This window comes from Pseudomonas sp. 7P_10.2_Bac1 (assembly GCF_025465935.1).
Taxonomy (GTDB): domain Bacteria; phylum Pseudomonadota; class Gammaproteobacteria; order Pseudomonadales; family Pseudomonadaceae; genus Aquipseudomonas.
On the sequence record NZ_JANLNV010000087.1, the window covers coordinates 1 to 26781 of the forward strand.

Annotated in this window: 26 protein-coding genes; 16 read left to right on the top strand and 10 right to left on the bottom strand. The window is 59.8% G+C overall.

From position 1 onward, the window contains the following. Positions 1-60: 60 nt before the first annotated feature. The 4 genes from trmB to NTD86_RS20295 all read right to left on the bottom strand — a co-directional run bounded on the left by trmB (position 61) and on the right by NTD86_RS20295 (position 2288). On the bottom strand, positions 61-783 hold the full coding sequence (trmB, locus tag NTD86_RS20280; protein ID WP_262204946.1) for a tRNA (guanosine(46)-N7)-methyltransferase TrmB: 723 nt from the start codon (positions 781-783) through the stop codon (positions 61-63). Between the two features lie 9 nt (positions 784-792). After that, a complete protein-coding gene (locus NTD86_RS20285) occupies positions 793-1587 on the bottom strand; it encodes a thiazole synthase (protein ID WP_262204948.1) in 795 nt (264 codons plus the stop codon). 57 nt (positions 1588-1644) lie between these two features. After that, on the bottom strand, positions 1645-1845 hold the full coding sequence (gene thiS, locus NTD86_RS20290; RefSeq protein ID WP_262204951.1) for a sulfur carrier protein ThiS: 201 nt from the start codon (positions 1843-1845) through the stop codon (positions 1645-1647). A gap of 71 nt (positions 1846-1916) precedes the next feature. Then, entirely contained in the window at positions 1917-2288 is a 372-nt protein-coding gene (locus NTD86_RS20295; protein WP_262204953.1) for a DUF423 domain-containing protein, read from the bottom strand. Between the two features lie 44 nt (positions 2289-2332). On the opposite strand from NTD86_RS20295, the gene mtgA reads away from it, so the two are divergent. Further along, the gene (gene mtgA, locus NTD86_RS20300; protein WP_262204954.1) at positions 2333-3091 is read left to right on the top strand and encodes a monofunctional biosynthetic peptidoglycan transglycosylase; all 759 of its coding nucleotides are present in this window, start codon (positions 2333-2335) and stop codon (positions 3089-3091) included. A gap of 203 nt (positions 3092-3294) precedes the next feature. Here mtgA and rpoH read toward each other — a convergent pair whose 3' ends face one another. The 4 genes from rpoH to ftsY all read right to left on the bottom strand — a co-directional run bounded on the left by rpoH (position 3295) and on the right by ftsY (position 7280). Further along, complete coding sequence (gene rpoH / locus NTD86_RS20305; RefSeq protein ID WP_048370987.1) at positions 3295-4149, bottom strand: RNA polymerase sigma factor RpoH; 855 nt, start codon at positions 4147-4149, stop codon at positions 3295-3297. 112 nt (positions 4150-4261) lie between these two features. After that, the gene (gene ftsX / locus NTD86_RS20310; protein WP_262204956.1) at positions 4262-5287 is read right to left on the bottom strand and encodes a permease-like cell division protein FtsX; all 1026 of its coding nucleotides are present in this window, start codon (positions 5285-5287) and stop codon (positions 4262-4264) included. Further along, the gene (ftsE, locus tag NTD86_RS20315; RefSeq protein WP_055103872.1) at positions 5284-5955 is read right to left on the bottom strand and encodes a cell division ATP-binding protein FtsE; all 672 of its coding nucleotides are present in this window, start codon (positions 5953-5955) and stop codon (positions 5284-5286) included. Before ftsE ends, ftsX begins: the two co-directional genes overlap by 4 nt. Beyond that, positions 5952-7280: a signal recognition particle-docking protein FtsY gene (ftsY, locus tag NTD86_RS20320; protein WP_262204962.1), complete on the bottom strand. Its 1329-nt coding sequence runs from the start codon at positions 7278-7280 to the stop codon at positions 5952-5954. The genes ftsE and ftsY overlap by 4 nt, the downstream gene beginning before the upstream one ends. A 356-nt stretch (positions 7281-7636) precedes the next feature. Here ftsY and NTD86_RS20325 point away from each other — a divergent pair, with 356 nt between their 5' ends. The 10 genes from NTD86_RS20325 to NTD86_RS20370 all read left to right on the top strand — a co-directional run bounded on the left by NTD86_RS20325 (position 7637) and on the right by NTD86_RS20370 (position 20256). Next, positions 7637-8992 (top strand): M16 family metallopeptidase, encoded by a 1356-nt coding sequence (locus tag NTD86_RS20325; protein WP_262204964.1) that lies wholly within the window; start codon positions 7637-7639, stop codon positions 8990-8992. Beyond that, positions 8985-10466, top strand: a complete 1482-nt coding sequence (locus NTD86_RS20330) for a M16 family metallopeptidase (protein WP_262204966.1) — start codon at positions 8985-8987, stop codon at positions 10464-10466. Before NTD86_RS20325 ends, NTD86_RS20330 begins: the two co-directional genes overlap by 8 nt. Beyond that, complete coding sequence (rsmD, locus tag NTD86_RS20335; RefSeq protein WP_262204969.1) at positions 10466-11077, top strand: 16S rRNA (guanine(966)-N(2))-methyltransferase RsmD; 612 nt, start codon at positions 10466-10468, stop codon at positions 11075-11077. The genes NTD86_RS20330 and rsmD overlap by 1 nt, the downstream gene beginning before the upstream one ends. 189 nt (positions 11078-11266) lie before the next feature. Continuing rightward, the gene (locus tag NTD86_RS20340) at positions 11267-12520 is read left to right on the top strand and encodes a M16 family metallopeptidase (protein ID WP_262204972.1); all 1254 of its coding nucleotides are present in this window, start codon (positions 11267-11269) and stop codon (positions 12518-12520) included. A 100-nt stretch (positions 12521-12620) separates the two neighbouring features. Next, on the top strand, positions 12621-13967 hold the full coding sequence (locus NTD86_RS20345) for a M16 family metallopeptidase (RefSeq protein WP_262204974.1): 1347 nt from the start codon (positions 12621-12623) through the stop codon (positions 13965-13967). After that, positions 13960-15393, top strand: a complete 1434-nt coding sequence (locus NTD86_RS20350; protein WP_262204976.1) for a M16 family metallopeptidase — start codon at positions 13960-13962, stop codon at positions 15391-15393. The genes NTD86_RS20345 and NTD86_RS20350 overlap by 8 nt, the downstream gene beginning before the upstream one ends. Before the next feature lie 94 nt (positions 15394-15487). Next, positions 15488-16834: a M16 family metallopeptidase gene (locus NTD86_RS20355; RefSeq protein ID WP_262204979.1), complete on the top strand. Its 1347-nt coding sequence runs from the start codon at positions 15488-15490 to the stop codon at positions 16832-16834. After that, positions 16827-18287 (top strand): M16 family metallopeptidase, encoded by a 1461-nt coding sequence (locus tag NTD86_RS20360; RefSeq protein WP_262204981.1) that lies wholly within the window; start codon positions 16827-16829, stop codon positions 18285-18287. The genes NTD86_RS20355 and NTD86_RS20360 overlap by 8 nt, the downstream gene beginning before the upstream one ends. 92 nt (positions 18288-18379) lie before the next feature. Then, a complete protein-coding gene (locus NTD86_RS20365; protein ID WP_262204983.1) occupies positions 18380-19411 on the top strand; it encodes a hydrolase in 1032 nt (343 codons plus the stop codon). Beyond that, positions 19411-20256, top strand: coding sequence for an AraC family transcriptional regulator (locus NTD86_RS20370; protein WP_262204985.1), 846 nt, complete (start codon positions 19411-19413; stop codon positions 20254-20256). The genes NTD86_RS20365 and NTD86_RS20370 overlap by 1 nt, the downstream gene beginning before the upstream one ends. A gap of 215 nt (positions 20257-20471) precedes the next feature. Here NTD86_RS20370 and NTD86_RS20375 read toward each other — a convergent pair whose 3' ends face one another. Next, positions 20472-21326: a sulfurtransferase gene (locus NTD86_RS20375; protein WP_262204987.1), complete on the bottom strand. Its 855-nt coding sequence runs from the start codon at positions 21324-21326 to the stop codon at positions 20472-20474. 28 nt (positions 21327-21354) lie between these two features. Beyond that, positions 21355-22023: a TetR/AcrR family transcriptional regulator gene (locus NTD86_RS20380; protein WP_262204988.1), complete on the bottom strand. Its 669-nt coding sequence runs from the start codon at positions 22021-22023 to the stop codon at positions 21355-21357. Positions 22024-22179: 156 nt separating this feature from the next. On the opposite strand from NTD86_RS20380, the gene NTD86_RS20385 reads away from it, so the two are divergent. The 5 genes from NTD86_RS20385 (at position 22180) to NTD86_RS20405 (ending at position 26758) form a co-directional block, all read left to right on the top strand. Then, the gene (locus NTD86_RS20385; protein WP_262204990.1) at positions 22180-23610 is read left to right on the top strand and encodes a coniferyl aldehyde dehydrogenase; all 1431 of its coding nucleotides are present in this window, start codon (positions 22180-22182) and stop codon (positions 23608-23610) included. 22 nt (positions 23611-23632) lie between these two features. Then, complete coding sequence (locus NTD86_RS20390) at positions 23633-24178, top strand: twin-arginine translocation pathway signal protein (protein ID WP_262204992.1); 546 nt, start codon at positions 23633-23635, stop codon at positions 24176-24178. 35 nt (positions 24179-24213) lie between these two features. Next, positions 24214-25809, top strand: coding sequence for a GMC family oxidoreductase (locus NTD86_RS20395; RefSeq protein WP_262204994.1), 1596 nt, complete (start codon positions 24214-24216; stop codon positions 25807-25809). 115 nt (positions 25810-25924) lie between these two features. Further along, on the top strand, positions 25925-26407 hold the full coding sequence (gene coaD / locus NTD86_RS20400; RefSeq protein ID WP_262204996.1) for a pantetheine-phosphate adenylyltransferase: 483 nt from the start codon (positions 25925-25927) through the stop codon (positions 26405-26407). 99 nt (positions 26408-26506) lie between these two features. Next, positions 26507-26758, top strand: a complete 252-nt coding sequence (locus tag NTD86_RS20405; protein WP_262204998.1) for a YfhL family 4Fe-4S dicluster ferredoxin — start codon at positions 26507-26509, stop codon at positions 26756-26758. The last annotated feature ends 23 nt before the right edge of the window (positions 26759-26781 follow it).

Below are 26781 nucleotides of genomic sequence, written 5' to 3' on the forward strand. Positions count from 1 at the left end.
CTATATTTTAATCTTAAAAAACACCCCCCCCCACCCCCGCTCCTACAGGGATTGCGTTTTTTAGGCCAGCTTCTCGAACTTCAGATCCCACACGCCATGCCCAAGACGTTCGCCACGGCGTTCGAACTTGGTCACCGGGCGCTCAGCCGGGCGCGGCACGCACAGGCCATCTTCGGCCAGATTGCGGTAGCCCGGCGCGACGTTCATCACTTCCAGCATGTATTCGGCATACGGTTCCCAGTCGGTGGCCATGTGCAGCACGCCACCCACTTTCAGCTTGGAACGCACCAGCTCGGCAAACGATGCCTGGACGATGCGGCGCTTGTGGTGACGGCTCTTGTGCCATGGGTCCGGGAAGAACAACAGCAGGCGGTCCAGGCTGTTGTCAGCCACGCAGCGGGTCAGGACTTCGATCGCGTCGCAGTCGTAAACACGCAGGTTGGTCAGACCCTGGGTCAGCACGCCATTGAGCAGCGCGCCCACGCCCGGACGGTGAACCTCGACCCCAATGAAGTCTTGCTCAGGCGAAGCCGCTGCCATTTCCAGCAGGGAGTGGCCCATGCCGAAACCGATCTCCAGCGTGCGCGGTGCCGAGCGACCGAACACTTGGTCGTAGTCGACCGGTGCATCCGCCAGCGGCAGTACGTACAGCGGGGCGCCTTGATCCAGGCCACGTTGCTGGCCTTCGGTCATGCGCCCGGCGCGCATCACGAAGCTCTTGATGCGGCGGTGCTGGCGATCGTCGCCTTCTTCCAGGGTTGGGGTGTCGAGTGATTCAGTCATCAGTGGCTCTTACTTGATCAGACCATCCAGCGGCGAAGAGGCGCTGGCATAGAGTTTTTTCGGCATGCGCCCGGCCAGATACGCCAGACGGCCCGCCACAATGGCGTGCTTCATGGCTTCAGCCATGATGATCGGATGCTGGGCGTTGGCGATGGCCGAGTTCATCAGCACCGCTTCGCAGCCCATTTCCATGGCAATGGTGGCGTCGGAGGCAGTGCCTACACCCGCATCCACCAGCACCGGAATTTTCGCTTCTTCCAGAATGATCCGCAGGTTGTACGGGTTGCAGATCCCCAGCCCCGTGCCGATCAGGCCGGCCAGCGGCATTACCGCGATGCAGCCCATGGCTTCGAGTTCGCGGGCGATGATCGGGTCATCACTGGTGTACACCATCACGTCAAAACCGTCCTTGACCAGCACTTCGGCGGCCTTGAGGGTTTCGATGACGTTCGGGAACAGGGTTTTCTGGTCGGCCAGCACTTCGAGTTTGACCAGGTTATGGCCATCGAGCAGCTCTCGGGCCAGTCGGCAGGTACGCACGGCTTCAACCGCGTCGTAGCAACCGGCAGTGTTCGGCAGAATGGTGTAGCGATCGGGCGGCAACACGTCGAGCAGGTTCGGCTCGCCCGGGTTTTGACCGAGGTTGGTGCGACGCACAGCGACGGTGACGATTTCTGCGCCCGAGGCTTCGATGGCCAGACGGGTTTCTTCCAGGTCACGGTACTTGCCGGTGCCTACCAGCAAACGCGATTGGTAGGTACGGCCGGCCAATACAAAAGGCTTGTCGCTGCGAACATTGCTCATCGGGAATCCTCTTCTGATTGTGTGCACTGTGGACAGGTGTAAAGCGGGGCCAGGTGACTAGCCGCCACCGATGGCATGAACCACTTCGACCTGATCGCCTTCTTTGAGCACCGTTTCGCCATGCTGGCTGCGCGGCACGATGTCCAGGTTAAGCTCCACGGCGACACGACGGCCCGTGAGCTCCAGCCTGACCAACAAGTGCGCGACGGTTTCGCCGTCAGGCAGTTCAAAGGATTCACCGTTCAACTGAATGTGCATGCGCGACGCTGCCATCATTTTTAGGGGCCAGCATTCTAGCCCGATCAGTCAGGCTGACCCAAGCCATTCATCTAGCTGATGCGCCAGGCGGCAAGGCCCAGACAAAGCCAACCGGCCAAAAATCCGAGCCCTCCAATCGGCGTAATGATGCCCAGCTTGCTGATGCCCGTAAGGGTCAGCACATACAAGCTACCGGAGAACAGCACGATACCCAGCGCGAAACACACCCCGGCCCAGGTCACCAGGCGGTTTTGCAGTTGCGTGGCCAGCAACGCGACGCCGAACAAGGCCAGGGCATGGACCAGTTGATAGGTCACCCCTGTATGAAAAATAGCCAGATACTGCTCGCTCAAGCGATCTTTCAGACCATGAGCCGCGAAAGCGCCCAGCGCGACACCGGTAAAGCCGAAAAACGCGGCTAACATCAGAAACATGCGCAACATGCATAACTCCCGTCAGGATCATCGAATGACGCAGGGTCTGTATAATGGCGCGCTCAACAGGTTCGGCCAACCCATCTATGCTGCGGATTTTCATACATCGTGTACTTAAGGCTCTGCTGTGGTTCGCCGCGGGCAGTGCGTTGCTGGTGCTGATTTTCCGTTGGGTGCCGCCACCAGGTACCGCACTGATGGTCGAGCGCAAGATCGACTCGTGGGTCAACGGCCAGCCCATTGACCTGCAACGCAGTTGGCGGCCCTGGAATGAAATCTCCAACAATCTGAAAGTCGCGGTGATTGCCGGCGAAGATCAGAAATTCGCTGAGCACTGGGGGTTTGACTTCAATGCCATCAGGGCAGCCTTCGTGCACAACGAAAAGGGCGGCACTGTTCGCGGCGCCAGCACGTTGAGCCAGCAGGTGTCGAAGAACCTGTTTTTGTGGTCGGGCCGCAGTTGGCTGCGCAAAGGGCTGGAAGCCTGGTTTACCGGGCTGATTGAGCTGTTGTGGACCAAGGAACGTATCCTTGAGGTGTACCTCAACAGCGCCGAATGGGATGAAGGGGTGTTTGGCGCACAAGCGGCGGCTGAGCATCACTTTGGGGTAAACGCCAAAGACCTTTCGCCTCAGCAGGCCAGCCAACTTGCCGCCGTGCTGCCCAACCCGCGTAACTGGAGCGCCAGCCGCCCGACGCCTTACGTGGCCGGTCGTGCAGCGTGGATTCGCCAGCAAATGCGCCAGTTGGGCGGGGACAACTACCTCACCACCCTGAACACCTCCCGCAGCGACAAGCCCTGGGCGGAGTAATCACAACTGGAACTGCCGCACCGTCTTCGACGCCGCGCTGTCGCGCAGCAAACAGGCCACCGAATATCTTCATCTCCTTCAGGAGAGGGTTAGGGGCTCTTAGATCAAGATCAACAGATCGCGAGGCAAGCTCGCTCCTACAGGGTATTTGCCCCACAAACAAAAACGCCCCGATCAGATCGGGGCGTTTTTTGACAGTCGCGTTAAGCGGCGATCGAGAGTTTGAGCTTGTTCATCGCGCTTTTTTCCAGCTGACGAATACGCTCTGCAGACACGTTGTACTTTTGAGCCAGGTCATGCAGCGTAGCTTTCTCTTCAGCCAACCAGCGCTGATAGAGAATGTCACGGCTACGGTCGTCCAACACTTCCAGCGCTTCGTGCAGGTTGGTGTTGGAGTTGTCGGTCCAGTCCGCATCTTCCAGTTGACGGGCCGGATCGTACCGGTGGTCTTCCAGGTAGTTGGCTGGCGACTGGAATGCACTGTCGTCGTCAGCTTCTGCTGCCGGGTCGAAGGCCATGTCCTGACCGGTCAGGCGGCTTTCCATTTCGCGGACTTCGCGAGGCTCCACGCCCAGGCTTTCCGCCACACGATGAACTTCTTCGTTGTTCAGCCAGGCCAAACGTTTTTTCTGGCTGCGCAGGTTGAAGAACAGTTTGCGCTGGGCCTTGGTGGTCGCGACTTTCACGATCCGCCAGTTACGCAGGATGAACTCGTGGATCTCTGCCTTGATCCAGTGAACGGCGAACGACACCAAACGCACGCCCATTTCGGGGTTGAAGCGTTTGACCGCCTTCATCAGGCCGACGTTACCTTCCTGGATCAGGTCTGCCTGAGCCAGGCCATAGCCCGAGTAACTGCGGGCAATGTGTACAACAAAACGCAGGTGGGCGAGCACCATCTGCCGAGCCGCCCCCAAATCCTGCTCATAGTAGAGACTCTCGGCCAGTTCACGCTCCTGCTCGGGTGTCAGCAGTGGAATGCTGTTCACCGTGTTGACATAGGCCTCGAGGTTCGCACCGGGGACCAACGCATACGCAGGTTGCAAAGAAGTGGTCATACGAAAAAACCTCCGTCTCACATAACTCGTGCAGTTCAGCACTGCGAAAGTTGACCGGAAACTGTTAAAAAAGTTCCGAAAAAAGCTGAAAAGGTCAACATGTAAATAGCAACTACTTGGGCGAAAGCTCACGTAAGTGACGCGCGACTGCAATCCATGCACCGATATACCCTAACAGCACCGCGCCAAGCAATAGCGACAGACCATCGGCAACCGGCACGCCGGCCAGCGCAAAATCGCTGCCATACAATCCAGCCAGCCCAACCACTGCGTCGTTGAGCCAGTTCAAACCGAATGCCAACACACCCCAGGAAAGAATCCCGGCGCCAAATCCGTAAAGCGCGCCCATGTATAGAAACGGCCTACGCACATAGCTGTCAGTACCACCGACCAGCTTGATCACTTCAATTTCGATCCGCCGGTTCTCGATGTGCAAGCGGATGGTGTTACCGATCACCAGCAGCAACGCCGACACCAGCAACACCGTCAGACCGAAGACAAAACGGTCACCCAGTTTCAGGATTGCCGCCAAGCGTTCGACCCAGACTAGATCAAGTTGTGCCTGTTGCACTTTCGGCAGTTCAGAAAGTCGCTCGCGCAGGGCTTCGAGGGTCGGTTTATCGACCTCATTCGGGGTCACCAGCACCACGCCCGGCAGGGGGTTGTCGGGCAGTTCTTTAAGCGCTTCGCCCAAGCCAGACTGCTGCTGGAACTCATCCAGTGCCTTTTCACGGCTGATGAATTCAGCGTCTGCGACCCCCGGCATACCTTTTATCTGATTGCTTAATTGTTCACCCTGGTCGTTGCTGGCATCCATCTGCAAATACAGCGAAATCTGCGCGGCGCGCTGCCAGGAGCCTCCCAGACGCTCGACGTTGCTCAGCAACAACGACAAGCCCATCGGCAAGCTCAGGGCTACGGCCATCACCAGACAGGTAAAAAAGCTGCCAATCGGCTGTTTGCCCAACCGGCGCAAGCTGTCGAGCAAGCTGGCCCGGTGCGATTCGACCCAGGCGTGGAACAGCATCCCGAAGCTGGGACCATCGTCTTCGTCGTGTTTTTTCTTTTTTGGCGGCTGTGGATCAGCGGCCTTGGGTGCCACGCGCTCGGACACCTTGGGACTGCGAGTTGCACTCATTGCCCGGCCTCCCCGTCGCCAATCAATCGGCCACGCTGCAAGGTCAGCATGCGGTGGCGCATACGCGCGATCAGCGCCAGGTCGTGGCTGGCAATCAGTACGCTGGTGCCTAAACGGTTGATATCTTCAAATACGCCCATAATTTCCGCCGCCAGACGCGGGTCGAGGTTGCCGGTGGGTTCATCTGCCAGCAGCAAGGCTGGGCGATGGACGATGGCTCGGGCAATGCCGACACGTTGTTGCTGGCCGGTGGACAAATCGCCGGGGTACAACTCGGCTTTGTCCGACAGCGACACGCGCTCCAGCGCTGAGTCCACACGTTTGGCGATTTCAGGCTTGGACAAGCCCAGAATCTGCAACGGCAGCGCGACGTTGTTGAACACCGTGCGATCAAACAGCAGTTGGTGGTTCTGGAACACCACGCCGATCTGGCGACGCAAAAAAGGAATCTGCGCGTTGCTGATCTGGCTCAGGTCCTGACCCGCCAACAGCAACTTGCCGCTGGTGGGGCGCTCCATCGCCAGTAACAGCCGCAACAGCGTACTTTTGCCCGCGCCGGAGTGGCCGGTGACAAACAGAAACTCGCCGCGTCGGACCCGAAAGCTCAGCTCGTGCAGGCCCACGTGTCCATTTGGATAGCGTTTACCGACCTGCTCGAAACGAATCATGGACGCTCCCGCTCCGCAAACAGAGCCTGAACAAAAGGTTCGGACTCAAAGGTACGCAAATCATCGATGCCTTCACCGACGCCGATAAACCGGATCGGGATATTGAACTGCTTGGCCAGGGCGAAGATCACACCGCCTTTGGCCGTGCCGTCGAGCTTGGTCAGCGCCAGGCCGGTCAGGTCGACGGTCTGGTGGAACTGTTTGGCCTGGCTGATGGCGTTTTGACCAGTACCGGCGTCGAGTACCAGCAGCACTTCGTGCGGCGCGTCTTCGTCGAGCTTGCCGATCACCCGGCGAACTTTTTTCAGCTCTTCCATCAGGTTGTCTTTGGTGTGCAGACGGCCCGCGGTGTCGGCGATCAACACGTCGATGCCACGCGCCTTGGCGGCCTGCACCGCGTCAAAGATCACCGAAGCTGAGTCGGCGCCTGTGTGCTGGGCGATCACCGGGATATGGTTGCGCTCACCCCAGACCTGCAACTGTTCGACCGCCGCCGCACGGAAGGTATCACCCGCCGCGAGCATGACTTTCTTGCCTTCGAGTTGCAGCTTTTTGGCCAGTTTGCCGATGGTGGTGGTTTTACCCGCACCGTTCACGCCGACCACCAGGATGACAAACGGTTTGTTTTGGGATTCGATTTTCAGTGGCTGCTCGACCGGCTTGAGCATGGCTGCCAACTCATCCTGCAACGATTTGTACAAGGCATCGGCGTCGGTCAGTTGTTTGCGCGCGACTTTCTGCGTCAGGTTCTTGATGATCACCGAAGTTGCTTCAACACCCACGTCGGCGGTCAGCAAACGGGTTTCGATTTCATCCAGCAGGTCGTCATCAATGGCCTTCTTGCCCAGGAACAGGCTGGCCATGCCTTCACCAATGCTGGCGCTGGTTTTGGACAAGCCTTGTTTCAGACGGGCAAAGAAGCCGACCTTGTTTTCAGCCACAGGAGCTGGAGCTGGAGCTGGAGCAACAGGCTCGGCGATGGTTTCAACGACTTCAACCGCGGGCTCGACTGCCGGAATCGGCGGCACGACATGCGGCGCCTCAACGTCTTCGACCAGAGCCACCGGCTCTTCTGGAACCGGCAAGGGTGGCCACGGCGCAGACGGAACTGCTGCTGGCGACTCAACCACAGGGGCAGCCACTGCTTCTGGCACTGGTTCGACGGCCACCGGGGCGGCTTCGATCAACGGCTCGGGGGTGATTTCAGGGGCAGGCGCGGGCTGTTCAACGACGGCTTCCTGCGGTTTTCTGCGCAGCCATCCGAACAGGCCTTTCTTCTCGCCAGCCGCAGCTGGGTTCTTCTTGTCGTCGTTGGAACCAAACATGGAGGACGGCTATCTCATCGTAGCGACGCGCCACTGTGGCGCCCCGGCAAATAATATTCGGTGTGAAAAAGACTGTTTTTTTGTCAGCTCGTTCGCACACAGCTTATTCAGGGTGTAAAGAAACACCCCTATAACTTCGTCTTACCTCAGAACTGAAACAGGAAAAGCGGCAAAAAAAGGAAATTTACCGAGATACATCCACACTTCCAAGTCGGCTCCTATACTGCCCGATCACAGGTTCTCTGACCGTGGTTGGCTTGATAGGCGTGGCCGCCAGTAAAACGGATCAGTATCCTAGCACCTCCTCCCCCGCAGACGCTAAGGCCAAGCGGGCAGCCCAACAGGTTTAAAAACGAATGAATCATCTCGCCCGCTACGCTGCTGGCCTGTTGCTCAGCACCGTTTTGCTCCCGCTATCGGCCTTTGCAGCCGATGCGCAACCCACCCATGAGTTTCGTCTGGACAATGGCCTGAAGGTCATCGTGCGTGAAGACCATCGCGCGCCAGTCGTGGTCTCCCAGGTCTGGTACAAGGTCGGTTCCAGCTACGAGACGCCCGGCAAGACCGGCCTGTCCCATGCCCTTGAGCACATGATGTTCAAGGGCAGCAATAAGGTTGGCCCCGGTGAAGCCTCGCTGATCCTGCGCGATCTCGGTGCCCAGGAAAACGCCTTCACCAGCGATGATTACACCGCGTATTACCAGGTGCTGGCCCGCGACCGCCTGGGCGTTGCCTTTGAGCTGGAAGCCGACCGCATGGCCAGCCTTCGCTTGCCGCCGGAAGAGTTCAAGCGCGAAATCGAGGTGATTAAAGAAGAACGTCGCCTGCGCACCGACGACCAGCCCATGAGCAAGGCGTACGAGATTTTCAGCGCCATGGCCTACCCGTCCAGCGGTTACCACACCCCAACCATCGGCTGGATGGTTGACCTGGAGCGCATGAACGTGGCCGAGCTGCGTGCCTGGTACGAAGAATGGTACGCACCCAACAACGCCACGCTGGTGGTGGTCGGTGACGTGACCCCGGACGAAGTCAAAAAACTGGCCCAGCGCTACTTTGGCGTGGTGCCCAAGCGTGACATCCCGACAGCCAAGGTCCCGCTCGAACTGGCCACGCCCGGCGAGCGTCTGCTCAAGATCCACGTTCAGACACAGTTGCCAAGCCTGATGATGGGCTTCAACGTGCCGAGTATCGCCACCGCCAAAGACCCGAGCACCGCCAACGCGCTGCGCCTGATTTCGGCACTGCTGGACGGCGGCTACAGCGCACGCATGTCCACGCAACTTGAGCGCAAGGAAGAACTGGTGTCGGGCGCCTCGTCCAGCTACAACGCCTTCACCCGTGGTGACAGCCTGTTCCTGATTTCGGCAATGCCCAACAGCCAGAAAAAAGTCACCCTGGCCCAGACCGAAGCCGGTGTCTGGCGCTTGCTCGATGACCTGAAAAAGACCCCGCCGTCAGCCGAAGAACTGGAGCGCGTGCGCGCCCAGGTGATAGCCGACCTGGTCTACCAGCGCGACTCGATCACCTTCCAGGCCACATCGATTGGCCAGCTGGAAACCGTCGGTCTGTCCTGGAAACTCTTGGACAGCGAGTTGGCTGACCTGCAAAAAGTCACCCCGGCCGATATTCAGCAAGCCGCACGGACCTATTTCACTCGCGACCGCCTGAGCGTTGCACACGTACTGCCCGAGGAGAAAACCAATGAGTGAGCGTAAAGCCCCGCGCTTGGCCCTGACCACGGCAGTTCTGGTCGGCGCACTCGGCTACTGCTTTGTCAGCCCAAGCCTCAGCGTGGCTGGCCAAGCCACGGATCAAGCCAAGTCCGAGCGCAAGCTGGAGTCCCTGGCCGAACTCGACGGCAAGGCGCCCGTCAATCGCAAGCTGAACATCCAGACCTGGAAAACCGCCGAAGGCTCCAAAGTGCTGTTCGTCGAGGCGCGGGAATTGCCGATGTTCGACCTGAGCCTGACGTTCGCTGCCGGTAGCAGCCAGGATGCCAGCACACCGGGTATTGCCGTATTGACCAACGCCATGCTCAACGAAGGCGTGGCCGGCAAGGATGTCACCGCCATCGCCCAAGGCTTTGAAGGCCTCGGCGCAGCGTTTGGCAATGGCGCTTACCGCGACATGGCCATTACCTCTTTGCGCAGCCTAAGTGACGCAGACAAACGCACCCCGGCGCTCAACCTGTTTGCCGAAGTGGTCGGCAAACCCACGTTCCCGGCCGACTCTCTAGCCCGCATCAAAAACCAGATGCTGGCCGGTTTCGAGATCCAGAAACAGAACCCCGGCAAGCTGGCCAGCAACGAGCTGTTCAGCCGCCTGTATGGCAACCACCCGTACGCTCACCCAAGCGACGGTTCTGCACAAAGCATCTCCGCCATCACCCTGGATCAAATCAAGGCCTTCCACAAAAAGACCTACACCGCAGGTAATGCGGTGATTGCGATCGTGGGCGATCTGTCCCGTGCGCAAGCCGAGGCCATGGCGTCCCAGGTGTCGGCAGCGCTGCCAAAAGGCCCGGCTGTGGCCAAAATTGCCGAGCCGGTCGAGCCCAAGGCAGGCGAAACCCACATCGAATTCCCGTCCAAGCAGACCCAACTGCTGCTGGCCCAACTGGGTATTGACCGCAACGATCCGGACTACCCCGCGCTGCTGCTGGGCAACAACGTGCTGGGCGGCGGTGGCTTTGGTACGCGCCTGATGACCGAAGTGCGTGAAAAACGCGGCCTGACCTACGGCGTGTATTCCAGCTTTAACCCGATGGAAGTTCGCGGGCCGTTTCAGATCAGTCTGCAAACCCGCGCCGAGTTGAGCGAAAACACCCTCAAACTGGTTGAAAGCATTTTGGCTGACTACCTGAAAAACGGTCCGACGCAAAAAGAACTCGACGATGCCAAGCGTGAGTTTGCCGGCAGCTTCCCGCTGTCGACTGCCAGCAACTCGGCCATCGTCGGCCAACTAGGCGCCATCGGCTTCTATGACCTGCCGTTGGACTATCTGGAAAAACTCCGCGAGCAGTCCCAGAATCTGACCACCGAGCAGGTCAAGGACGCCATGAGCAAGCACTTGAGCGCCGACAAAATGGTCGTAGTGACCGCCGGCCCCACCGTGCCGCAACAACCACTGCCACCTCCTACCGACAAACCTTCAGAGCAACCTCTTGGGGTTCCGGAGCATTAATGGCAAAGCCAAAAAACACATCGCACTCAGGTGCAGGTCAATTACGCATCATTGCCGGGGAATGGCGCAGTCGCAAACTCGACTTCCCCCATGTAGAAGGTCTGCGCCCAACGCCTGACCGCGTCCGTGAAACACTGTTCAACTGGCTCGCCCCGTACATTCAGGGCGCCAAGGTACTGGACGTGTTTGCCGGCAGCGGCGCGCTGTTTCTGGAAGCCCTGTCCCGCGGCGCTGCCAAGGGCCTGGCCCTGGACAGCAACCGCGAGGCGATTTCCAACATTCGCGAAAACATGGGCATCTTGCGCTGCACCACTGGTCAGGTGCAGCAGACTGACGCCCTGCGTTACCTGGATGCGACCCCGAGCGACATCTTTGACGTGGTGTTCCTTGATCCACCGTTTAACAAGGAACTGCTCAAGCCTGCCTGCGACCTGCTCGAGCAACACGGCTGGCTGACAGATGAAGCCTGGGTCTACACCGAAAGCGAGTCGCGCCCCTCGGAGCTGGGCTTGCCGGCCAACTGGCGTTTGCACCGTGAGCAAAAAGCCGGGGGCGTGCACTACGCCCTGTGGCAGCGTGAAGCGGTTGCGGCGAGTGCTGCTGAGCAGTAATCGCTGACCCCTGTGCAATCGCTGCCGCGCGTTGCGGCAACGATTGCACATACCCTTGGGCCATTCGCCTTAACTATCTACCGCACCCTGCCTCCCGCCACATCGCATTCTGCTTGTTCCTACTGATCACTCGCCCCGCGTGCACACCCGCACCGCCTGGCGTGTTCCAAGAACAACGGAATGTTGACCATGACCTCCACAACCACAAAAACCTCGCACGAATACACACTGGCTAACGGCCTGCGCGTCATCATGCGCCAGGACCACCGCACCCAGGACATTTGCGCCTCGCTGTTACACAAGGTGGGCACCGACAACGAGCGCGCCAACCAGCGCGGGCTGGCGTACCTGACAGGCCGCGCAACCTTCAAGGACAAGGCGCAAGAGAGAACTATCGGCGCCGTGGCCTCTGGCTGGCTTGATTACCATATCAGCACCTACAGCCTTGAAGCCGCCAGCAGCGAGCTGCCTTGCGTGCTGAAGTTGCTCGCGGCCAGAATGGCGCCGCAAGCGCTCACGCAAGAACGGCTCGACAAGGGCATCAAGCACACTCAAGCACTCGAACAGGCCGATCCGTACTTCACGTCCGACTTCTGGATTTCCCCCGACTACGAGCAACTGATCTTCCCTCTGGGCGGCACCGCGCACAAATTCGGCGATGTCGACGACTTGGCACGCATCACGGTGGCCGATGTGCTGCGCTGGCATGAGGAAGGTTACGCCCCCAACAATTCGATTCTGGTCATCGTGGGCGATACGACACTTGATGACATCCAGCCCTTGGTTCAGCACCTGTTTGGCGATTTCGCCCCGTTCATCGGTTTTACACCCGCAGAGCAACCCGCCAATCATTACGAGGGGGAAGAACGCCGGCTTGTTCAACACCTGGATACCCCGCTGCCTCGTCTGCAGATGGCCTTCAATACGCCAAGCCTCGCCACGCCTGGCGCCACGCAAGATGTTCGCGCCCTGCAAGTCATTAGCGCAGTGCTGTCCGAGGGCCCGCAGGCATGGCTGACGCACCAGCTCTCTGCGGGGAAAGACACCCTGGCCAGCGTGATCTGCCGGCTGCCGGCCTTTCGCCGCCCAGATGACCTCTTTTTGATAGGCGCCACCCTGGGTGAAGACAGCGCGCTGTCGGTGCGCGAGGTTGAAGAGGAGATCAAACAGCTCCTGGAATCACTCAAAAACCGCGCCCTGGATGCCGACACGGTGAAGTACGGCCAGCGTCAGGTACTCGCCTACCTGGCCGCGCAGGACACCCTGGCAATACAGGCCTCGACCCTTGGCAACCTCGCCGCCATCGAGCAGCCTTTGGCGCTGATCGACAGCGAGGTCGAACAGATCCTGAACGTAACAGCGGATGACATCCTGCGTGTGGCCAACACCTACTTGTGCCCGGAACGCCTGAGCGTGGCGCATATCCTGCCGCGCGAAGCCTGATGGCCGATTAACCAGGCGCGCTACCTATATACCGCCTTGCTGCACCCGGTTTGATCCAACCTGTTCTGAACCATTCACAGAACAATAAGGATCCTTCCGGATGAAACTCCCTGTTTGGGTTCGCTGGTTAATCACCTTGTGGTTACCAGCGACCGTCTACGCCAACACTCCCCCTACCACCCACGTTTTTACCCTCGAAAACGGCCTTAAAGTCATTGTTCGCGAAGATCACCGCGCTCCCGTGGTGGCCTCGCAACTCTGGTACAAGGTCGGCGCCAGTTATGAGCAAGAAGGGCAAACCGGCGTGTCCCATGCCCTGGAACATCTGCTGTTCAAAGGCAGTAGCAAATTACAAGCGGGTGAAGCATTGACCGTGCTCGAATCGCTAGGCGTCAGCGCCAACGCCACCACGCGCCCCGATGCAACGTTTTACACCCAGTTGCAGGCCAGCAACCGGCTGGCGGTGTCTCTGGAAATCCTCGCTGACCAAATGGCCAGCGCCCATTGGAGCCAAGCCCAGTTACACGCCGAACGCGTGATCATCCAGCGAGAGCGTCGGACCACGGTCGATATCAATCTGTGGCACCTGCTCAACGAACGGCTCAAAACCATTGCCCATGTGGCAAGCACCTACAAGAACCCGGTGCTGGGCTGGATGCATGACATCAACCGGCTGGACAACACGGCGATCACGCAGTGGTATCAAGACGGGTATGTGCCCAACAATGCCGTCTTGGTCATCGTGGGGGACGTGACACGGGAACAGGTCAAAACGCTGGTGACAGAGCAGTTCGGCGCACTGGCTGCACGCCCGCTGCCCCCGGCCAGGCCGCCGATTGAACTGGCGAATCCCGGCCGCCGCACGCTGCACCTGCGCTTGCCCAGCCCCAATGCAAAACTGGCGATGGCCTTCAACGTGCCCAGTTTGAACACCGCCAAAGACCCGCAAACCGCCTTTGGCCTGTTACTGCTCAACGAACTGCTGAGCCGCAGCGACTGCGCTCCCATCAAGGCCCGCCTGATGCATCAACAAGGTTTGCTGGCCGGGATGTACTCGCATTACGACCTGCTGAGCCGCGGCGATGGCCTGCTCAGGATCTGGGCCGACATCAGCCCCTCGCGCAGCGAAACCCCGGAGGCTGTCGAGAAGCTGATCTGGGCGCAGCTCAACGCCTTGAAAACCCTGCCCGTCAGTGCGCAGACGCTGGAACGCGCCAAGCGCAGGCTCACCGCCCAGCGCCTCTACGACCACGATCAGATCGAGAAACAAGCCAGCGAAATAGGCGAGCTGGAAAGCGTCGGCCTGCCCTGGTCAACCCTCGACACGCAGGCGAGCGCTCTGCAAGCCCTGACGGCCGCTGACATTCAGCGGCTGGCCAACACCTACCTCACCGAAAACCGCTTGAGCAGCGTTTACATACCGGGCCCGGAGAAAAAACATGACTGATCTGCTTGAGACCACCCAGCGCCATGCTGTGCCATTGGCGTTTATTGCCACCCTGTTGCTCAGCCTTTGCGCGAACGATCCGGCACGGGCCAACGAAAAACCGACCTCGGGTTTGCAAACACTGAAAACCCTGGACGACAGCCAGATCGCCGCTCGCCCGCTGAACATTCGTGCCTGGTCGACCCATGAAGGCGCCCGAGTCATTTTCATTGAAACCCGCGCCCTGCCCATCGTCGATGTCAGCGTACGTTTCTCCGCGGGCAGCAGTCGGGACGACGCCTTGCCAGGGCTGGCCAGCATGACTTTGAAGCTTTTAAGTCAGGGGGCCGACGGCCTGGATGCCACGGCCATCGCCCAAACCCTTGACCAACTGGGTGCGCAACTGACGAGCGCTGTGGACAAAGACGAAGCACGCTTGAACCTGCGCACACTCAGTGACCGCGATACGCGTACGGCGGCCCTGGCGGTCTTGACCCGTCTGGTCGCGAAACCCACATTTGCCACGGCGGCGGTCGAGCGCAACAGAGCCGCGGCGCTCAATGCCTTAAAGCTGCAGCAACACCAGCCCGCAGCCCGTGTACAACAGGCCTTGCATGCACAGTTGTATGGCAATCACCCCTACGCCCGTGCCACCGAGGGCAACGCCGAAAGCCTGGCATTGATAGACGCTGAAAAGATCCGGGATTTTCATCAAAAAACCTACACCGCCGCCAACGCGCTGCTGGTCATTGTGGGGGATCTCTCGGGCGACGAAGCAACCAACCTGAGCATCGCGCTCAGCCAGGCCTTGCCCCAGGGGCCCGCGCTCGCGCCCATTGCACCGGCGATGGACCTGACGTTGCCGCCAACCCAGACCCATGTTCAAGCCTCAACCAGCCAGACCTTCATCATGCTGGCGCAACCAGGCCTGCCGGCGAACCACCCGGACTACGTTGCGTTACAAGTGGCCAACCTGATATTCGGCGGTTCCGGCAGCAGCCGTTTGAACAGCGAACTGCGCCACAAGCGCGGGCTGACTTACGCCGCCAAGGCCTACATGCCACTGTGGTTGGCGGGCGGACCGTGGACAATCAGTGTGCAGACCGCGCCCGAGCAACAAGAGGCCACGATAGCGTTGGTCAAAGACCTGTTTAGCGAGTGGTTGCGTGAGGGCCCCACCGAACAAGAACTGGCGGGTGTCAAACGACGACTGGCGGGCAACCTGCCTTTGACCAGCGCCAGCAACGCACAAATGGTTCAACAAGTGTTGATCATGGGCGCCCACGGCCTCCCCAGAAATTTCGATGCCTTGGCCATGCAGGCCCAGACACTGACGCGGCACGACATCACAGACGCCATGAACCGTTACTTGCGGGCCGATCACTGGACAGTCGCGAGCCTGGGCCCCATCACCGAACAACGCCCCTTGCCGCCCGCACAGCCCTGAACCCCGGCCCCCGTCGAGCGCGTACTTATGTAACGCACTCATCGCAGGCGTTTGTCTCAACCTGTCCTGACGAACAACCGTCAGGACACTCACCATGAAACGACTTATCGCCGGGCTGATCCTCGGCGTCATGCTGCAACCGCTGCTGGCGTTGGCCAGCGAGCCACCGCCCATCCACGAGTTCACGCTCGACAACGGGCTCAAGGTCATTGTCTACGAAGACCACCGCGCCAGCCTGGTCCATACCCACTTGTGGTATCGGGTCGGCTCCAACCAGGAGATGCCCGGGCACTCGGGCGTGTCCCATGCACTGGAACATATGCTGTTCAATGGCAGCAGCAAGCTCTGCTCAAACGAGGCCAACCAGATTCTGCAAAACCTGGGCGGGAGCCAGAATGCGACAACCCAGAACGACGCCACGCTGTATTTCCACACCGTGCCGCCACACGCACTGGGTGTCAGTTTTGAAGTGCTCGCCGACCAGATGAACACGGCGCACCTGGCTGAGGCCGATTGGCGCGGCGAGCGTGAAGTGGTCAAGAGTGAACGCAGCGAGTCTTCAGACCATCACCCCCTTCAGCGAGCACTGGAAGTCCCCCGGCGCCTGGCCCTTCCGGCCAGCGCTGCGGGTAACCCGGTGATTGGCTGGCGGCATGATCTGGACCGCTTGCAAACAGCAGATTTGAAACACTGGTATCGCCGTTGGTATGCCCCCAACAACGCAGTGCTGATCGTGGCCGGGGATATTGCTCCCCAGCAGGTCAAGCAGTTGGCCGAACGTTACTTCGGCCCTGTCGCACGCCGCCCGCTACCCTACAGCCCGTCACCGATCGAACTGGATATGCCGGGCGAGCGCAGCATCGTCCAGTACCTCCCTCAGCAAATCCCCCTGCTGTATCTGGCCTATAACGTGCCAAGCCTCAAGACGCAAACCGACCCACGCACAGCACCCGCCCTGGAACTGATCGCCGAAATGCTGGGCGGTACAAACAGCTCCCTGCTCAAGGCCCAACTGGTGCGCAAAGAGCAGTTGGCGAACACCATCACCGTGCATTACCAGGCCGCCAGCCCCGGTGATGAGTTGTTCAACATCAGCGCACTGCTTGATCCGGAAAAAGCCGACTCGATTGAAACAGTCAAAACGCGGCTCCTGGCCCTTATCGAATCGCTGAAGACAACCCCGCCGAACCTTGAAGACCTGGAACGTGCACGCACCCGGATCATGGCGCGCCGCGTGTTCGATCAGGACGTACTGGAGAACCGCCTGGTGCAGATCGGTGTGCTGGAAATAGCCGGGCTGTCCTGGCGCACCGAGCAGGCACGGCTCGACACCTTCAAGGCCATCACCGCGCAAGACATTCAACGTACGGCGCAAACCTATCTGGTCGCTGACCGGTTAACCACCAGCTACGCGCTGCCTGAGGAGACACCTCATGAGTAATGCCAGCCTCGTCGCACGCTGCACCCTCATCGGCCTGATTGCCCTGCTGGGAGTTTTTCTGTCTGTGGGCTGTTATGTGCGCGCCTCTGAATACCCAAGCCCCACGGCGTCGTTGCAATCGCTGCGCGAACTCGCAGCCCCCGCAGATGCCACCCTTGCGCCCCCGATCCAGTCCTGGACACTCAAGCAAGGTAGCCGCGTGCTGTTTGTGGAGAATCACAACCTGCCCATGGTCGACCTGAAAATCAGCTTTGCGGCCGGCAGTTACTACGATGGCGAAACACCGGGGCTGGCGGCCATGACCCAGGGCCTTTTCACTGTGGATTCAGCGCTCAAACAAGCCGACGAAATCGACCGGGGCTTTGATCGCTACGGCGTGACCATCACCTATGGGATGAACGCCGAACAGAGCTACTTCACCCTCAGAAGCCTGAGCGCTCCCCAGAGCCTGGCCCCGGTGATGAGTTTGTTGACCGAAACCCTCAGCCAACCGAGCTTCAGCCAGGAAAACCTGGCGCGCATCAAGCGAACCCTGCACGCCGACCTCAAACTAGAAGACATCATCGCCCAGGCACGAGCACTGGCGAAGATTCGGGCAGAGCTCTACCCCGGCCAACCGCTATCGCGCTCATCCAACGGGACGCATGACAGCCTTCAACAGATGGATGCCACGCAGGTCCGCGCTTTTTATCAGCGTGCCTACACCGCAGCCAACGCACAGATCGTGATCGTGGGCGACCTCACCCCTGAGCAGGCCCGCACACTGACCCAAACCCTGGCCGACGCTTTGCCGCAAGGTCCGGCGCTACCACCGCCACAGACCTTCGTCACAACAGCCAACACCGGCAAAACCCTGCACATTGAAGACTCGACAAACCAGACGTTGCTGATGATGGCGCAGAACGCCTTGCCCAATACACACCCGGACGCCATGGCCATCCGCGTTGCCCATGTGGTGTTCAACCATGTGCTGAATGACCAGCTACGGGAAAAACACAGCGTCACCTATGGCGTTGAGTCCGATATCGAACACGCTCTGGGCACATCGGCCTGGATCATCCACTTCAACACGCCGCCCCAGTACAGCCAAAAAGCCCTGGAGCAGGTCAACGCGCTTTTTGCCCAGTTCCTCAAGGACGGCCCCACCGAGGAGCAGTTGGACAGCATCAAAAAATATACCCGCCAGGCGCTGCCACAACTGATGGCGACCAACAAAAACGTGCTCAACGAACTGGCGATCATCAACCGTTTTAGCCAAACGCAAGACCTCACCCGAAAAACCGCCGATATCCAGAAAATAACCCCGGCACAGATCAAAGCGGCCATGAATCGACACATGAACGCCAACAACTGGGTCACGGTAACCCTGGGCCCCCGCGTTGCCCAGCAGCCGCTGCCCGACATCATCCGAGGTGAAGACAACAGCCGCCCGGTGTGCAATTCGACCAATTGAACACACACCGCGCAGCACTCATTGCTTGGGCACCGGGCCGTGTTGTGGCAACTTAGGCACTTTCCCACACCTGTCACCGACCGAGATCATAAGTGCGCGCCCTCGCTTCCCCTGCGTTACCCGTGGAACTGTTCACTCCCGCTTCAGGCCTTGGCAACCCTCATTTGCAAACGCTGTGGGGGCCGCTGTGGCGCACCAAACCGGTGGTTGAACATCAACGTGAGCGCCTGTGGCTCGAAGATGGCGACTTTCTCGATCTGGACTGGCACGGCACGCCCTCGGCCTATGCCCCGCTGGTGCTGGTGTTGCATGGTCTGACCGGATCTTCGGGGTCGCACTACATCGCAGGGCAGCAAAGCGCCCTGGCGAAACAGGGCTGGGCCAGCGTGGCCCTGAACTGGCGCGGCTGCTCTGGCGAGCCCAACCTGCTGGCGCGCAGCTACCATTCCGGCGCCAGTGAAGACCTCGCCGCCACCGTTGCCCACCTGCGGGCGCGTTACCCGCTGGCCCCGATCTATGCCGTGGGCTACTCGTTGGGCGGCAACGTTCTGCTCAAATACCTCGGCGAATCGGGCAGCGCCAGCGGCCTGCAAGGCGCCGTCGCGGTCTCGGTGCCGTTCCGCCTCGACCAATGCGCCGACCGTATCGGCATGGGCTTCTCGAAGGTGTACCAGGCGCACTTCATGCGCGAGATGGTGGCGTACGTCAAAACCAAACATCGCCAGTTTCAGCACGATGCCAAGCACGAAGGGCTGGCCACACTTGCCAAGCTCGGCACCCTCAAGTCGCTGAGCAAGCTGCGCACCTTCTGGGAGTTCGACGACCGGGTCACCGCGCCGCTCAATGGTTACCAGAGCGTCGACGACTATTACCGTCGTGCGTCCAGCCGCTACTTTCTGGGGGCCATTGAAACGCCCACGCTGATCATTCAGTCCGAGGACGATCCGTTCGTGTTCAAGCACAGCATCCCCGAAGCCAGCGAACTGTCAGCCTGCACCGAGCTGGAGTTGCACACTCAAGGCGGACATGTGGGTTTCGTCGAAGGCTCGCTGAGGAACCCGCGCTACTACCTTGAACGGCGCATTCCGCAGTGGCTGGCCAGCCTCGGCCCTGAGTCGGCGTAATGAATCTGGAGCAGGGTGAGTCAATCCATTTTTGGCAAACGGCACCGCTGACCGGCGTCGAGTTGCTCACCGCCCGCTACATCGAACACCGCTTTGTGCCCCATGTGCATGATGGTTTTGTGATCGGCATGATCATAGATGGCGCCCAGCGCTATCGCTATCGCGGTGCAGAGCACCTGGCCGGTACCGGCACACTGGTGTTGATCAACCCCGACGAAGTGCATAACGGCCACAAAGGCCATGATGCGGGTTGGCGCTACCGTGCGTTCTACCCGGACAACGAGCAGATCCAAAGCCTGCTGGAAGAGTTGCACCTGCCTGTGACCCATCTGCCAACGTTCAATGACACCCTGCTGCACGACCCAGAGCTGTTTCACGGGTTGCAGAGCCTGCATCATTTGCTGGAAGGCCCAGAATCGGCGCTGCACCAGCAAACCCTCTGGCGGCAAATGATGCTGGCCCTGCTCAATCGCCATGCGCGCCTGCCAATGCCCGGCAAACCCGGCGTGGAACACCGGGCGGTGCGCCAGGCCAAAGAGCTGCTGCAATCGCGGCTGGCCGAGCCGCCGTCGCTGGAAGAACTGGCAGCGGCGGTCAATTTGTCGCCGTTTCATTTTGCCCGCGTGTTCCAGCGCGCCACCGGCATGCCGCCGCACACCTGGCTGATGCAACAACGCATTGCCCATGCCCGCGGCTTGTTGCAACAAGGCTGCTTACCGCTGCAAGTCGCCACGCAATTGGGCTTTGCCGACCAAAGCCATTTGAGCCGCCAGTTCAAAAAAGTCTACGGCGTCGGCCCGGCCGCCTACCGTGCGGCCAGTGCCCAGCACACGCAAGGCTTGTAGACGGCGCTGCATCAAAACCGTGTAGGAGCGAGCTTGTCTCGCGAGTTTTCAAGATCAAAAGATCGCGAGGCAAGCTCGCTCCTACGGATTTTAGTGCCCACAAAATGGCCGGCTTATTCGCACGGTTTACCAAACGCTGCCATTGCGCGGTGGCGCCAATAGTCAGCGTTCGCCCAAAAGAGTGGCCTGGAGATGGAGTGTTAGAAACCTGCGGGTCACTCCCCCGTCGCAACACCTCGGGCCGGGTCATTGATCCATTCGCTCCACGAGCCCGCATACAGTGTGCCCAGCGGGTAACCCGCCAATCCCAATGCGAACAGGTTATGGCACGCCGTGACGCCGGAGCCGCAATAGGCCACCAGCTCATCCGGCGAACGCCCATGCAGTAGTTCGGTAAATCGCTGTTTGAGTTGTTCGGCAGGCAAGAAGCGCCCGGTGCTGTCGAGGTTTTCATTGAAGGCCGCACATTTCGCCCCGGGGATGTGCCCGGCAATCGGGTCGATCGGCTCGACCTCGCCGCGAAAGCGCGGTTTGGCGCGGGCGTCTATCAAGGTCAACTGCGGCTGGCCCAAACGCGCTTGCAACTGCTCAGCACTCAATACCAAGTGGTCATCCGGCTGGCCATCAAAGGTGCCAGACACGGCAACGGACTCGTCCGTGGTCAGCTTGAAACCTGCCGCATGCCAGGCCTTGAGCCCGCCATCGAGGATAAACACACCATCGCGTTTGCCCAGCCACGCCAGCAACCACCACGCGCGCGCCGCAAAAGCGCCCGGGCCATCGTCATACAGCACCACTTCGCTGTCCTGGTTGATGCCCCAGGCTCGCAACCGTTCAAGCAAGGCCTGCGCCTCGGGCAATGGATGCCGCCCCGTGACGCCTTTGGTCACCGGGCCGCTCAAGTCGCGCTCAAGGTCGGCAAACCACGCGCCGGCAATATGGCCTTCGACATAACTGCTATGGCCGTACTCCGGGTCTTCTAGGGCAAAACGGCAATCCAGAATAACCAGGCCTGGCTGGCCCAGGCGTTCATTCAGGGCGTGGGGGCTGATCAGTTGCGCAACGGGCATGGCGAACTCCTGCGGGGTGGGAATACCGCTACTGTACGTCCAATGTCTTTTGCAATGGAACGTAATACTCCTTGAGCAGATCAGCGATCACCTCACGGTACTCAGCCGTGACATAGCCAGACTCCAGCACCACGAGCTGGTAGATCCCGCGTTTAAGTGCCTGCTCGCAAAGAAGGTTGGCGTTCTCGCGGGTGGTGCACAAGAAGCTCACCCAGGACGTCACGATGATCCAGGCATTGAGCGTCAGCGATTCGATCTGCTGAGGTGTCATGTCCAGAATGCCGGCCTGTACGAACCCCGAATAGATAGCTTGCCCCTGAACCATGCATTGCGCGTAAAAGCGCCGATAGCGCCGGGCCAGTTCTGGATCACTGCGCAGCAAGTGTTCGATATCACGGTACAAAAAGCGGTAACGCCACATCGCGTTGAGCAGATGCTTCAAGTAGTCACGCTTGTCGTTGCCGTCTGGCAAACGGCCTTCGGGCGGGCGCAGAAAACCCAGCACCAGGGCCTCGTACTCGTCAAACAACACCGAGATGATCGCCTGCTTGTTAGGGAAGTGGTAATACAGATTGCCCGGAGAAATTTCCATGTGAGCCGCAATGTGATTGGTACTGACACTGCGTTCACCCAACTGGTTAAACAACTCCAGACTGCTATTGATGATGCGCTGGCTGGTTTTTAATCGTGCGGACATGGCTTGATCTTCGATAAGCATCGAAAAAACTTAAAGCCCGACCACCGTTGCTTGAACACCCCGATGGCAAGCTCCCCAATTGACAATATAGAGTGCAGGCTCTAAAAACATTTCAGGCTCTTACGAGAACCCTCAAAAATCCGCATGGAGCGAACAATGTCTACCGACAGTGCCCACCGCCACAGTTCCTCCATCTCTCCTGATGACCTGCACAGTCTTTTTGCCCTGCAGCAAAAGGCCTACGCAAACCATCCGGCCCCAGTAGTAGCACAGCGGCATCAGTGGTTAAAGAGTCTTCGCCTCTTGTTGAGCCGTGAGCGCGACGTTCTGATCGACGCGATCAGCCAGGACTTCAGCCACCGCAGCCCCGATGAAACCTTGTTTGCCGAGCTGATGCCCAGTTTGCACAGCCTTGACTACACCCTCAAACACTTGAAGCGCTGGACCAAACCCTCGTCGCGCCACGTGGGTGTGATGTTTCAGCCAGCCAGCGCCAAGGTGGTGTATCAGCCTTTGGGCGTGGTCGGTGTGATCGTGCCATGGAACTACCCGCTGTATTTGGCCATGGGCCCGCTGATCGGGGCATTGGCGGCCGGTAACCGGGTGATGCTCAAACTCAGTGAATACACGCCTGCCACAGGGCGCTTGCTCAAGGACCTGCTGGGGCGCATCTTCCCCGAGGACATGGTCGCCGTTGTCTTGGGTGATACCGAAGTGGCCGTGGCGTTTTCCCGGCTGCCTTTCGACCACCTGCTGTTCACCGGCTCGACCCATGTCGGCAGGCAGGTCATGCGGGCCGCCGCAGACAACCTCACCCCGGTGACCCTGGAGCTGGGTGGCAAATCACCCGCGATCGTGTCGGCTGATGTGCCCCTCAAGGACGCCGCCCAGCGTATTGCCTGGGGTAAAACCCTGAACGCCGGGCAAACCTGTATCGCCCCCGACTATGTGTTGGTGCCCCAAGACCGAGTCGACGGGTTTGTGGACGCTTATCGCCAGGCCGTACTGGGTTTTTACCCCACGCTGGCCGACAACCCCGACTACACCGCCATCATCAGCGAGCGCCAGCTGGCACGGCTCGAACACTTGCAAACAGACGCCACCGAGAAAGGCGCCCGGCTGATCACGCTCTATGCAAACGGGCAGGGCAGGCGCATGCCGCACGCATTGCTGCTGGAGGTAAACGACGACATGCAGGTCATGCAGGACGAAATCTTCGGCCCGCTGCTACCTGTTGTGGCGTACCGCACGCTCGATGAGGCGCTTGCCTACATCAACTCAAGGCCACGCCCACTCGCGCTCTACTATTTCGGCTACAACAAGGCGGAACAAGAGCGGGTGATCGAATCCACCCACTCAGGCGGTGTCAGCATCAACGAGACGCTGCTGCAGGTGGCCATCGACGACCTGCCGTTTGGCGGCATCGGGCATTCCGGCATGGGCCGTTACCACGGCCACGAAGGTTTCCTGACGTTCAGCCACGCCAAAGGAGTGTTGAGCAAACAGCGCTGGAACAGTTCGCTGGCGATTTATCCGCCCTATGGCAGATCGCTCGTGCGCCTGATTCAAAAGCTGTTTATCCGTTAGCCTCAGACGGCGAGACTAAGCCATGCCGGAATTTCTGGATGAAACGACGCTCCTTTCCCGCCGCGGCGTTTTAAAAATCGGGCTCTGCGCCTCTGCTTTTCTCGCCACGGCCGGGCTGGGCGCCAGCCTCAGCGGGTGCTCGGCCAGCACCAACGCCCGAGGCTTCAGAGTGCTGCGCAGCAGTGATCTGGTGTTTCTGCAGGCACTGGTGCCGGTCATGCTGGCGGGCAGCATTTCACGCGCCTCACTGCCCAGTGCGACAGACGCCACCTTGCACGCACTGGACAGCAACCTGGCTCACCTCTCGCCCGAGCTGCTCAAAATGACCCTGCAATTGTTCGACGTGCTGGCCATGCCGGTCACGCGTGGCCCACTGACGGGTATTTGGGAACGCTGGGAAAAAGTCAGCCCCGATCAAATCCGCTATTTCCTCCAGCGTTGGCAAAACAGCAGCCTGAACCTGTTGCGCATGGGCCATGCCTCGCTGCTGCAACTGGTGATGATGAGCGGCTACCAAACAACCGAGCTCTGGCCCCATTGCGGCTATCCCGGCCCGCCCAGCATTTGACTGCCCCCTATCAACTCCAGCCATGAGCCCTCCTTATGCCTGTACCCGACCTGTTCCGAGAAGGCCTCGCGCGAGGATGGAAAACCTATGATGGCTCGACACTCGACCAAGATCTGACACTCGAAGCCGACATTGCCATCGTTGGCAGCGGCGCAGGCGGCGGAACAACGGCAGAAATCCTCAGCAACGCGGGCTATAAAGTGCTGCTGATTGAGGAAGGCCCGCTCAAGACCAGCAGCGATTTCAAGCTGCTCGAAGGCGAGGCCTACACCACTCTTTATCAGGAAGGCGTCGGGCGCATGAGCAAAGACGGCGCCATCAGCATCCTGCAAGGCCGCGCGGTGGGCGGGACTACCCTGGTCAATTGGGCCTCAAGTTTTCGCACCCCGGCCCCCACGCTGGAACACTGGGCGCGCGAGCACGCAGTCGTCGGCCACAGCGTAGAAGCCATGGCGCCGTGGTTTGACCAAATGGAACAACGCCTCGGCGTCGCACCGTGGCTGATCCCGCCCAACGCAAACAACGACGTGATCCGCAAGGGCTGTGAAAAACTCGGCTATAGCTGGCATGTGATCCCGCGCAATGTGCGGGGCTGCTGGAACCTGGGCTATTGCGGCATGGGCTGCCCGACCAATGCCAAACAGTCGATGCTGGTGACAACCATCCCGGCCACTCTCGAAAACGGCGGCGAACTGCTGTACCTGGCCCGCGCCCAGCGCTTGTTGATCTCAGGCGACCAAGTGACCGGTCTGCAGTGCCAAGGCATGGACAGCCGCTGCGTCGCGCCCACTGAGCGCACCATCACGGTCAAGGCCCGGCATTACGTGCTGGCAGGTGGCGGCATCAACACGCCCGGCTTGCTGTTGCGTTCAGCGGCGCCGGACCCTTACAAGCGAGTGGGCAAACGAACATTCCTGCACGTGGTCAACTTCTCGGCCGCCCAGTTTCCTACGGAGATCAATCCGTTTTATGGCGCTCCGCAGTCGATTTACTCGGACCATTTTCAGTGGAAAGACGGCACCACAGGCCCGATGGGTTACAAACTTGAAGTCCCGCCGCTGCACCCGGCCCTGGCCGCTACCCTGTTTGGCGGGTATGGCGAAACCAATGCCGAACACATGGGGCGACTGCCCAAGACACACATGATGCTGGCCCTGATGCGCGACGGCTTTCACCCGGACAGCCCCGGCGGCAACGTCGAATTGCGCAGCGACGACAGCCCCGTGCTCGATTACACCGTCACGCCCTATGCCTGGGAGGGGCTCAAGCGAGCGTTCCACAGCATGGCCGACATCCAGTTCGCGGCCGGAGCCAGCGCCGTGATGCCGTTGCACAGCGATGCGCGGTACATGAAAACCCTGGCCGAGACCCGCAAGCACATCGACAGCCTGAGCCTTGAGCTATACCGCACACGCCTGGCCAGCGCCCACGTCATGGGCGGCTGTGCGATGGGAGAAAACCCGCAATTGGCGGTCACCGACAGCCTTGGACGCCATCATCACTTACGTAACCTGTCGATCCATGATGGCTCGTTGTTCCCCACCAGCATCGGCGCCAACCCACAATTGTCGGTGTACGGACTCACGGCGAAACTCGCGACGCAGCTGGGCCAACGGCTTAAAAATCCGTGAAAAAGGAGATAACGCGCCGCGTCTATAGTGCTTTCTTCTGCGAATGGCGACTTGGCCGACCGGGAATGCTGCGATACCATCCGACTCCCCAACGGATTCCCGCCAGGACGACGCGATGAACCGAGTGTTGTACCCAGGTACATTTGACCCTATTACCAAGGGCCATGGCGATCTGGTCGAGCGCGCCTCCCGCCTGTTCGATCACGTGATTATTGCCGTCGCGGCCAGCCCCAAGAAAAACCCGCTATTCCCTCTGGAACAGCGGGTTGAGCTGGCGCGTGAAGTGACCAAGCACCTGCCCAATGTCGAGGTAGTCGGCTTCTCGACACTGCTGGCCCACTTCGCCAAGGAGCAGCATGTCAATGTCTTCCTGCGTGGCCTGCGTGCCGTGTCGGACTTCGAGTACGAGTTCCAACTGGCGAACATGAACCGTCAATTGGCGCCCGATGTCGAGAGCCTGTTCCTGACGCCTTCAGAGCATTATTCGTTTATATCGTCGACATTGGTCCGTGAAATCGCGGCATTGGGCGGTGATATCAGCAAGTTTGTGCACCCGGCCGTGGCCGATGCGCTGACCGAGCGGTTTCGCAAGAAGTAACCGCTGAAGCGGCGCCCGCGTGCACTGCGGGCGCCAATGCGGCACAATTGCCGCATTCGATTTCAGTTGCCCGGGCAAACAGCCCCGGCCGGAGTACCCATGTCCCTGATCATCACCGACGATTGCATTAACTGCGACGTCTGCGAACCCGAGTGTCCGAACGCTGCCATTTCCCAGGGTGAAGAGATCTACGTGATCGACCCTGACCTGTGCACCCAGTGCGTAGGCCATTACGACGAACCGCAATGCCAGCAAGTGTGCCCGGTCGACTGCATCCCGCTGGATGAAGCCCGCCCGGAAACCGAAGAACAGTTGATGGAAAAATACCGGAAGATCACCGGTAAGGCGTGAGGGTTACCTCTGTAGGAGCGGGG

Excerpts from the sequence above, each read along its gene's own strand:
- ftsE (WP_055103872.1), bottom strand. The coding sequence starts at position 5,955 with ATGATTCGTTTCGAGCAGGTCGGTAAACGCTATCCAAATGGACACGTG.
- NTD86_RS20370 (WP_262204985.1), top strand. The coding sequence starts at position 19,411 with ATGAATCTGGAGCAGGGTGAGTCAATCCATTTTTGGCAAACGGCACCG.
- thiS (WP_262204951.1), bottom strand. The coding sequence starts at position 1,845 with ATGCACATTCAGTTGAACGGTGAATCCTTTGAACTGCCTGACGGCGAA.
- NTD86_RS20295 (WP_262204953.1), bottom strand. The coding sequence starts at position 2,288 with ATGTTGCGCATGTTTCTGATGTTAGCCGCGTTTTTCGGCTTTACCGGT.
- mtgA (WP_262204954.1), top strand. The coding sequence starts at position 2,333 with ATGGCGCGCTCAACAGGTTCGGCCAACCCATCTATGCTGCGGATTTTC.
- NTD86_RS20405 (WP_262204998.1), top strand. The coding sequence starts at position 26,507 with ATGTCCCTGATCATCACCGACGATTGCATTAACTGCGACGTCTGCGAA.
- NTD86_RS20360 (WP_262204981.1), top strand. The coding sequence starts at position 16,827 with ATGAGTAATGCCAGCCTCGTCGCACGCTGCACCCTCATCGGCCTGATT.
- NTD86_RS20395 (WP_262204994.1), top strand. The coding sequence starts at position 24,214 with ATGCCTGTACCCGACCTGTTCCGAGAAGGCCTCGCGCGAGGATGGAAA.
- NTD86_RS20380 (WP_262204988.1), bottom strand. The coding sequence starts at position 22,023 with ATGTCCGCACGATTAAAAACCAGCCAGCGCATCATCAATAGCAGTCTG.
- coaD (WP_262204996.1), top strand. The coding sequence starts at position 25,925 with ATGAACCGAGTGTTGTACCCAGGTACATTTGACCCTATTACCAAGGGC.
- NTD86_RS20375 (WP_262204987.1), bottom strand. The coding sequence starts at position 21,326 with ATGCCCGTTGCGCAACTGATCAGCCCCCACGCCCTGAATGAACGCCTG.
- rpoH (WP_048370987.1), bottom strand. The coding sequence starts at position 4,149 with ATGACCACTTCTTTGCAACCTGCGTATGCGTTGGTCCCCGGTGCGAAC.
- ftsX (WP_262204956.1), bottom strand. The coding sequence starts at position 5,287 with ATGAGTGCAACTCGCAGTCCCAAGGTGTCCGAGCGCGTGGCACCCAAG.
- NTD86_RS20330 (WP_262204966.1), top strand. The coding sequence starts at position 8,985 with ATGAGTGAGCGTAAAGCCCCGCGCTTGGCCCTGACCACGGCAGTTCTG.
- ftsY (WP_262204962.1), bottom strand. The coding sequence starts at position 7,280 with ATGTTTGGTTCCAACGACGACAAGAAGAACCCAGCTGCGGCTGGCGAG.
- NTD86_RS20385 (WP_262204990.1), top strand. The coding sequence starts at position 22,180 with ATGTCTACCGACAGTGCCCACCGCCACAGTTCCTCCATCTCTCCTGAT.
- NTD86_RS20355 (WP_262204979.1), top strand. The coding sequence starts at position 15,488 with ATGAAACGACTTATCGCCGGGCTGATCCTCGGCGTCATGCTGCAACCG.
- NTD86_RS20390 (WP_262204992.1), top strand. The coding sequence starts at position 23,633 with ATGCCGGAATTTCTGGATGAAACGACGCTCCTTTCCCGCCGCGGCGTT.
- NTD86_RS20350 (WP_262204976.1), top strand. The coding sequence starts at position 13,960 with ATGACTGATCTGCTTGAGACCACCCAGCGCCATGCTGTGCCATTGGCG.
- NTD86_RS20345 (WP_262204974.1), top strand. The coding sequence starts at position 12,621 with ATGAAACTCCCTGTTTGGGTTCGCTGGTTAATCACCTTGTGGTTACCA.
- NTD86_RS20325 (WP_262204964.1), top strand. The coding sequence starts at position 7,637 with ATGAATCATCTCGCCCGCTACGCTGCTGGCCTGTTGCTCAGCACCGTT.
- trmB (WP_262204946.1), bottom strand. The coding sequence starts at position 783 with ATGACTGAATCACTCGACACCCCAACCCTGGAAGAAGGCGACGATCGC.
- NTD86_RS20340 (WP_262204972.1), top strand. The coding sequence starts at position 11,267 with ATGACCTCCACAACCACAAAAACCTCGCACGAATACACACTGGCTAAC.
- NTD86_RS20285 (WP_262204948.1), bottom strand. The coding sequence starts at position 1,587 with ATGAGCAATGTTCGCAGCGACAAGCCTTTTGTATTGGCCGGCCGTACC.
- rsmD (WP_262204969.1), top strand. The coding sequence starts at position 10,466 with ATGGCAAAGCCAAAAAACACATCGCACTCAGGTGCAGGTCAATTACGC.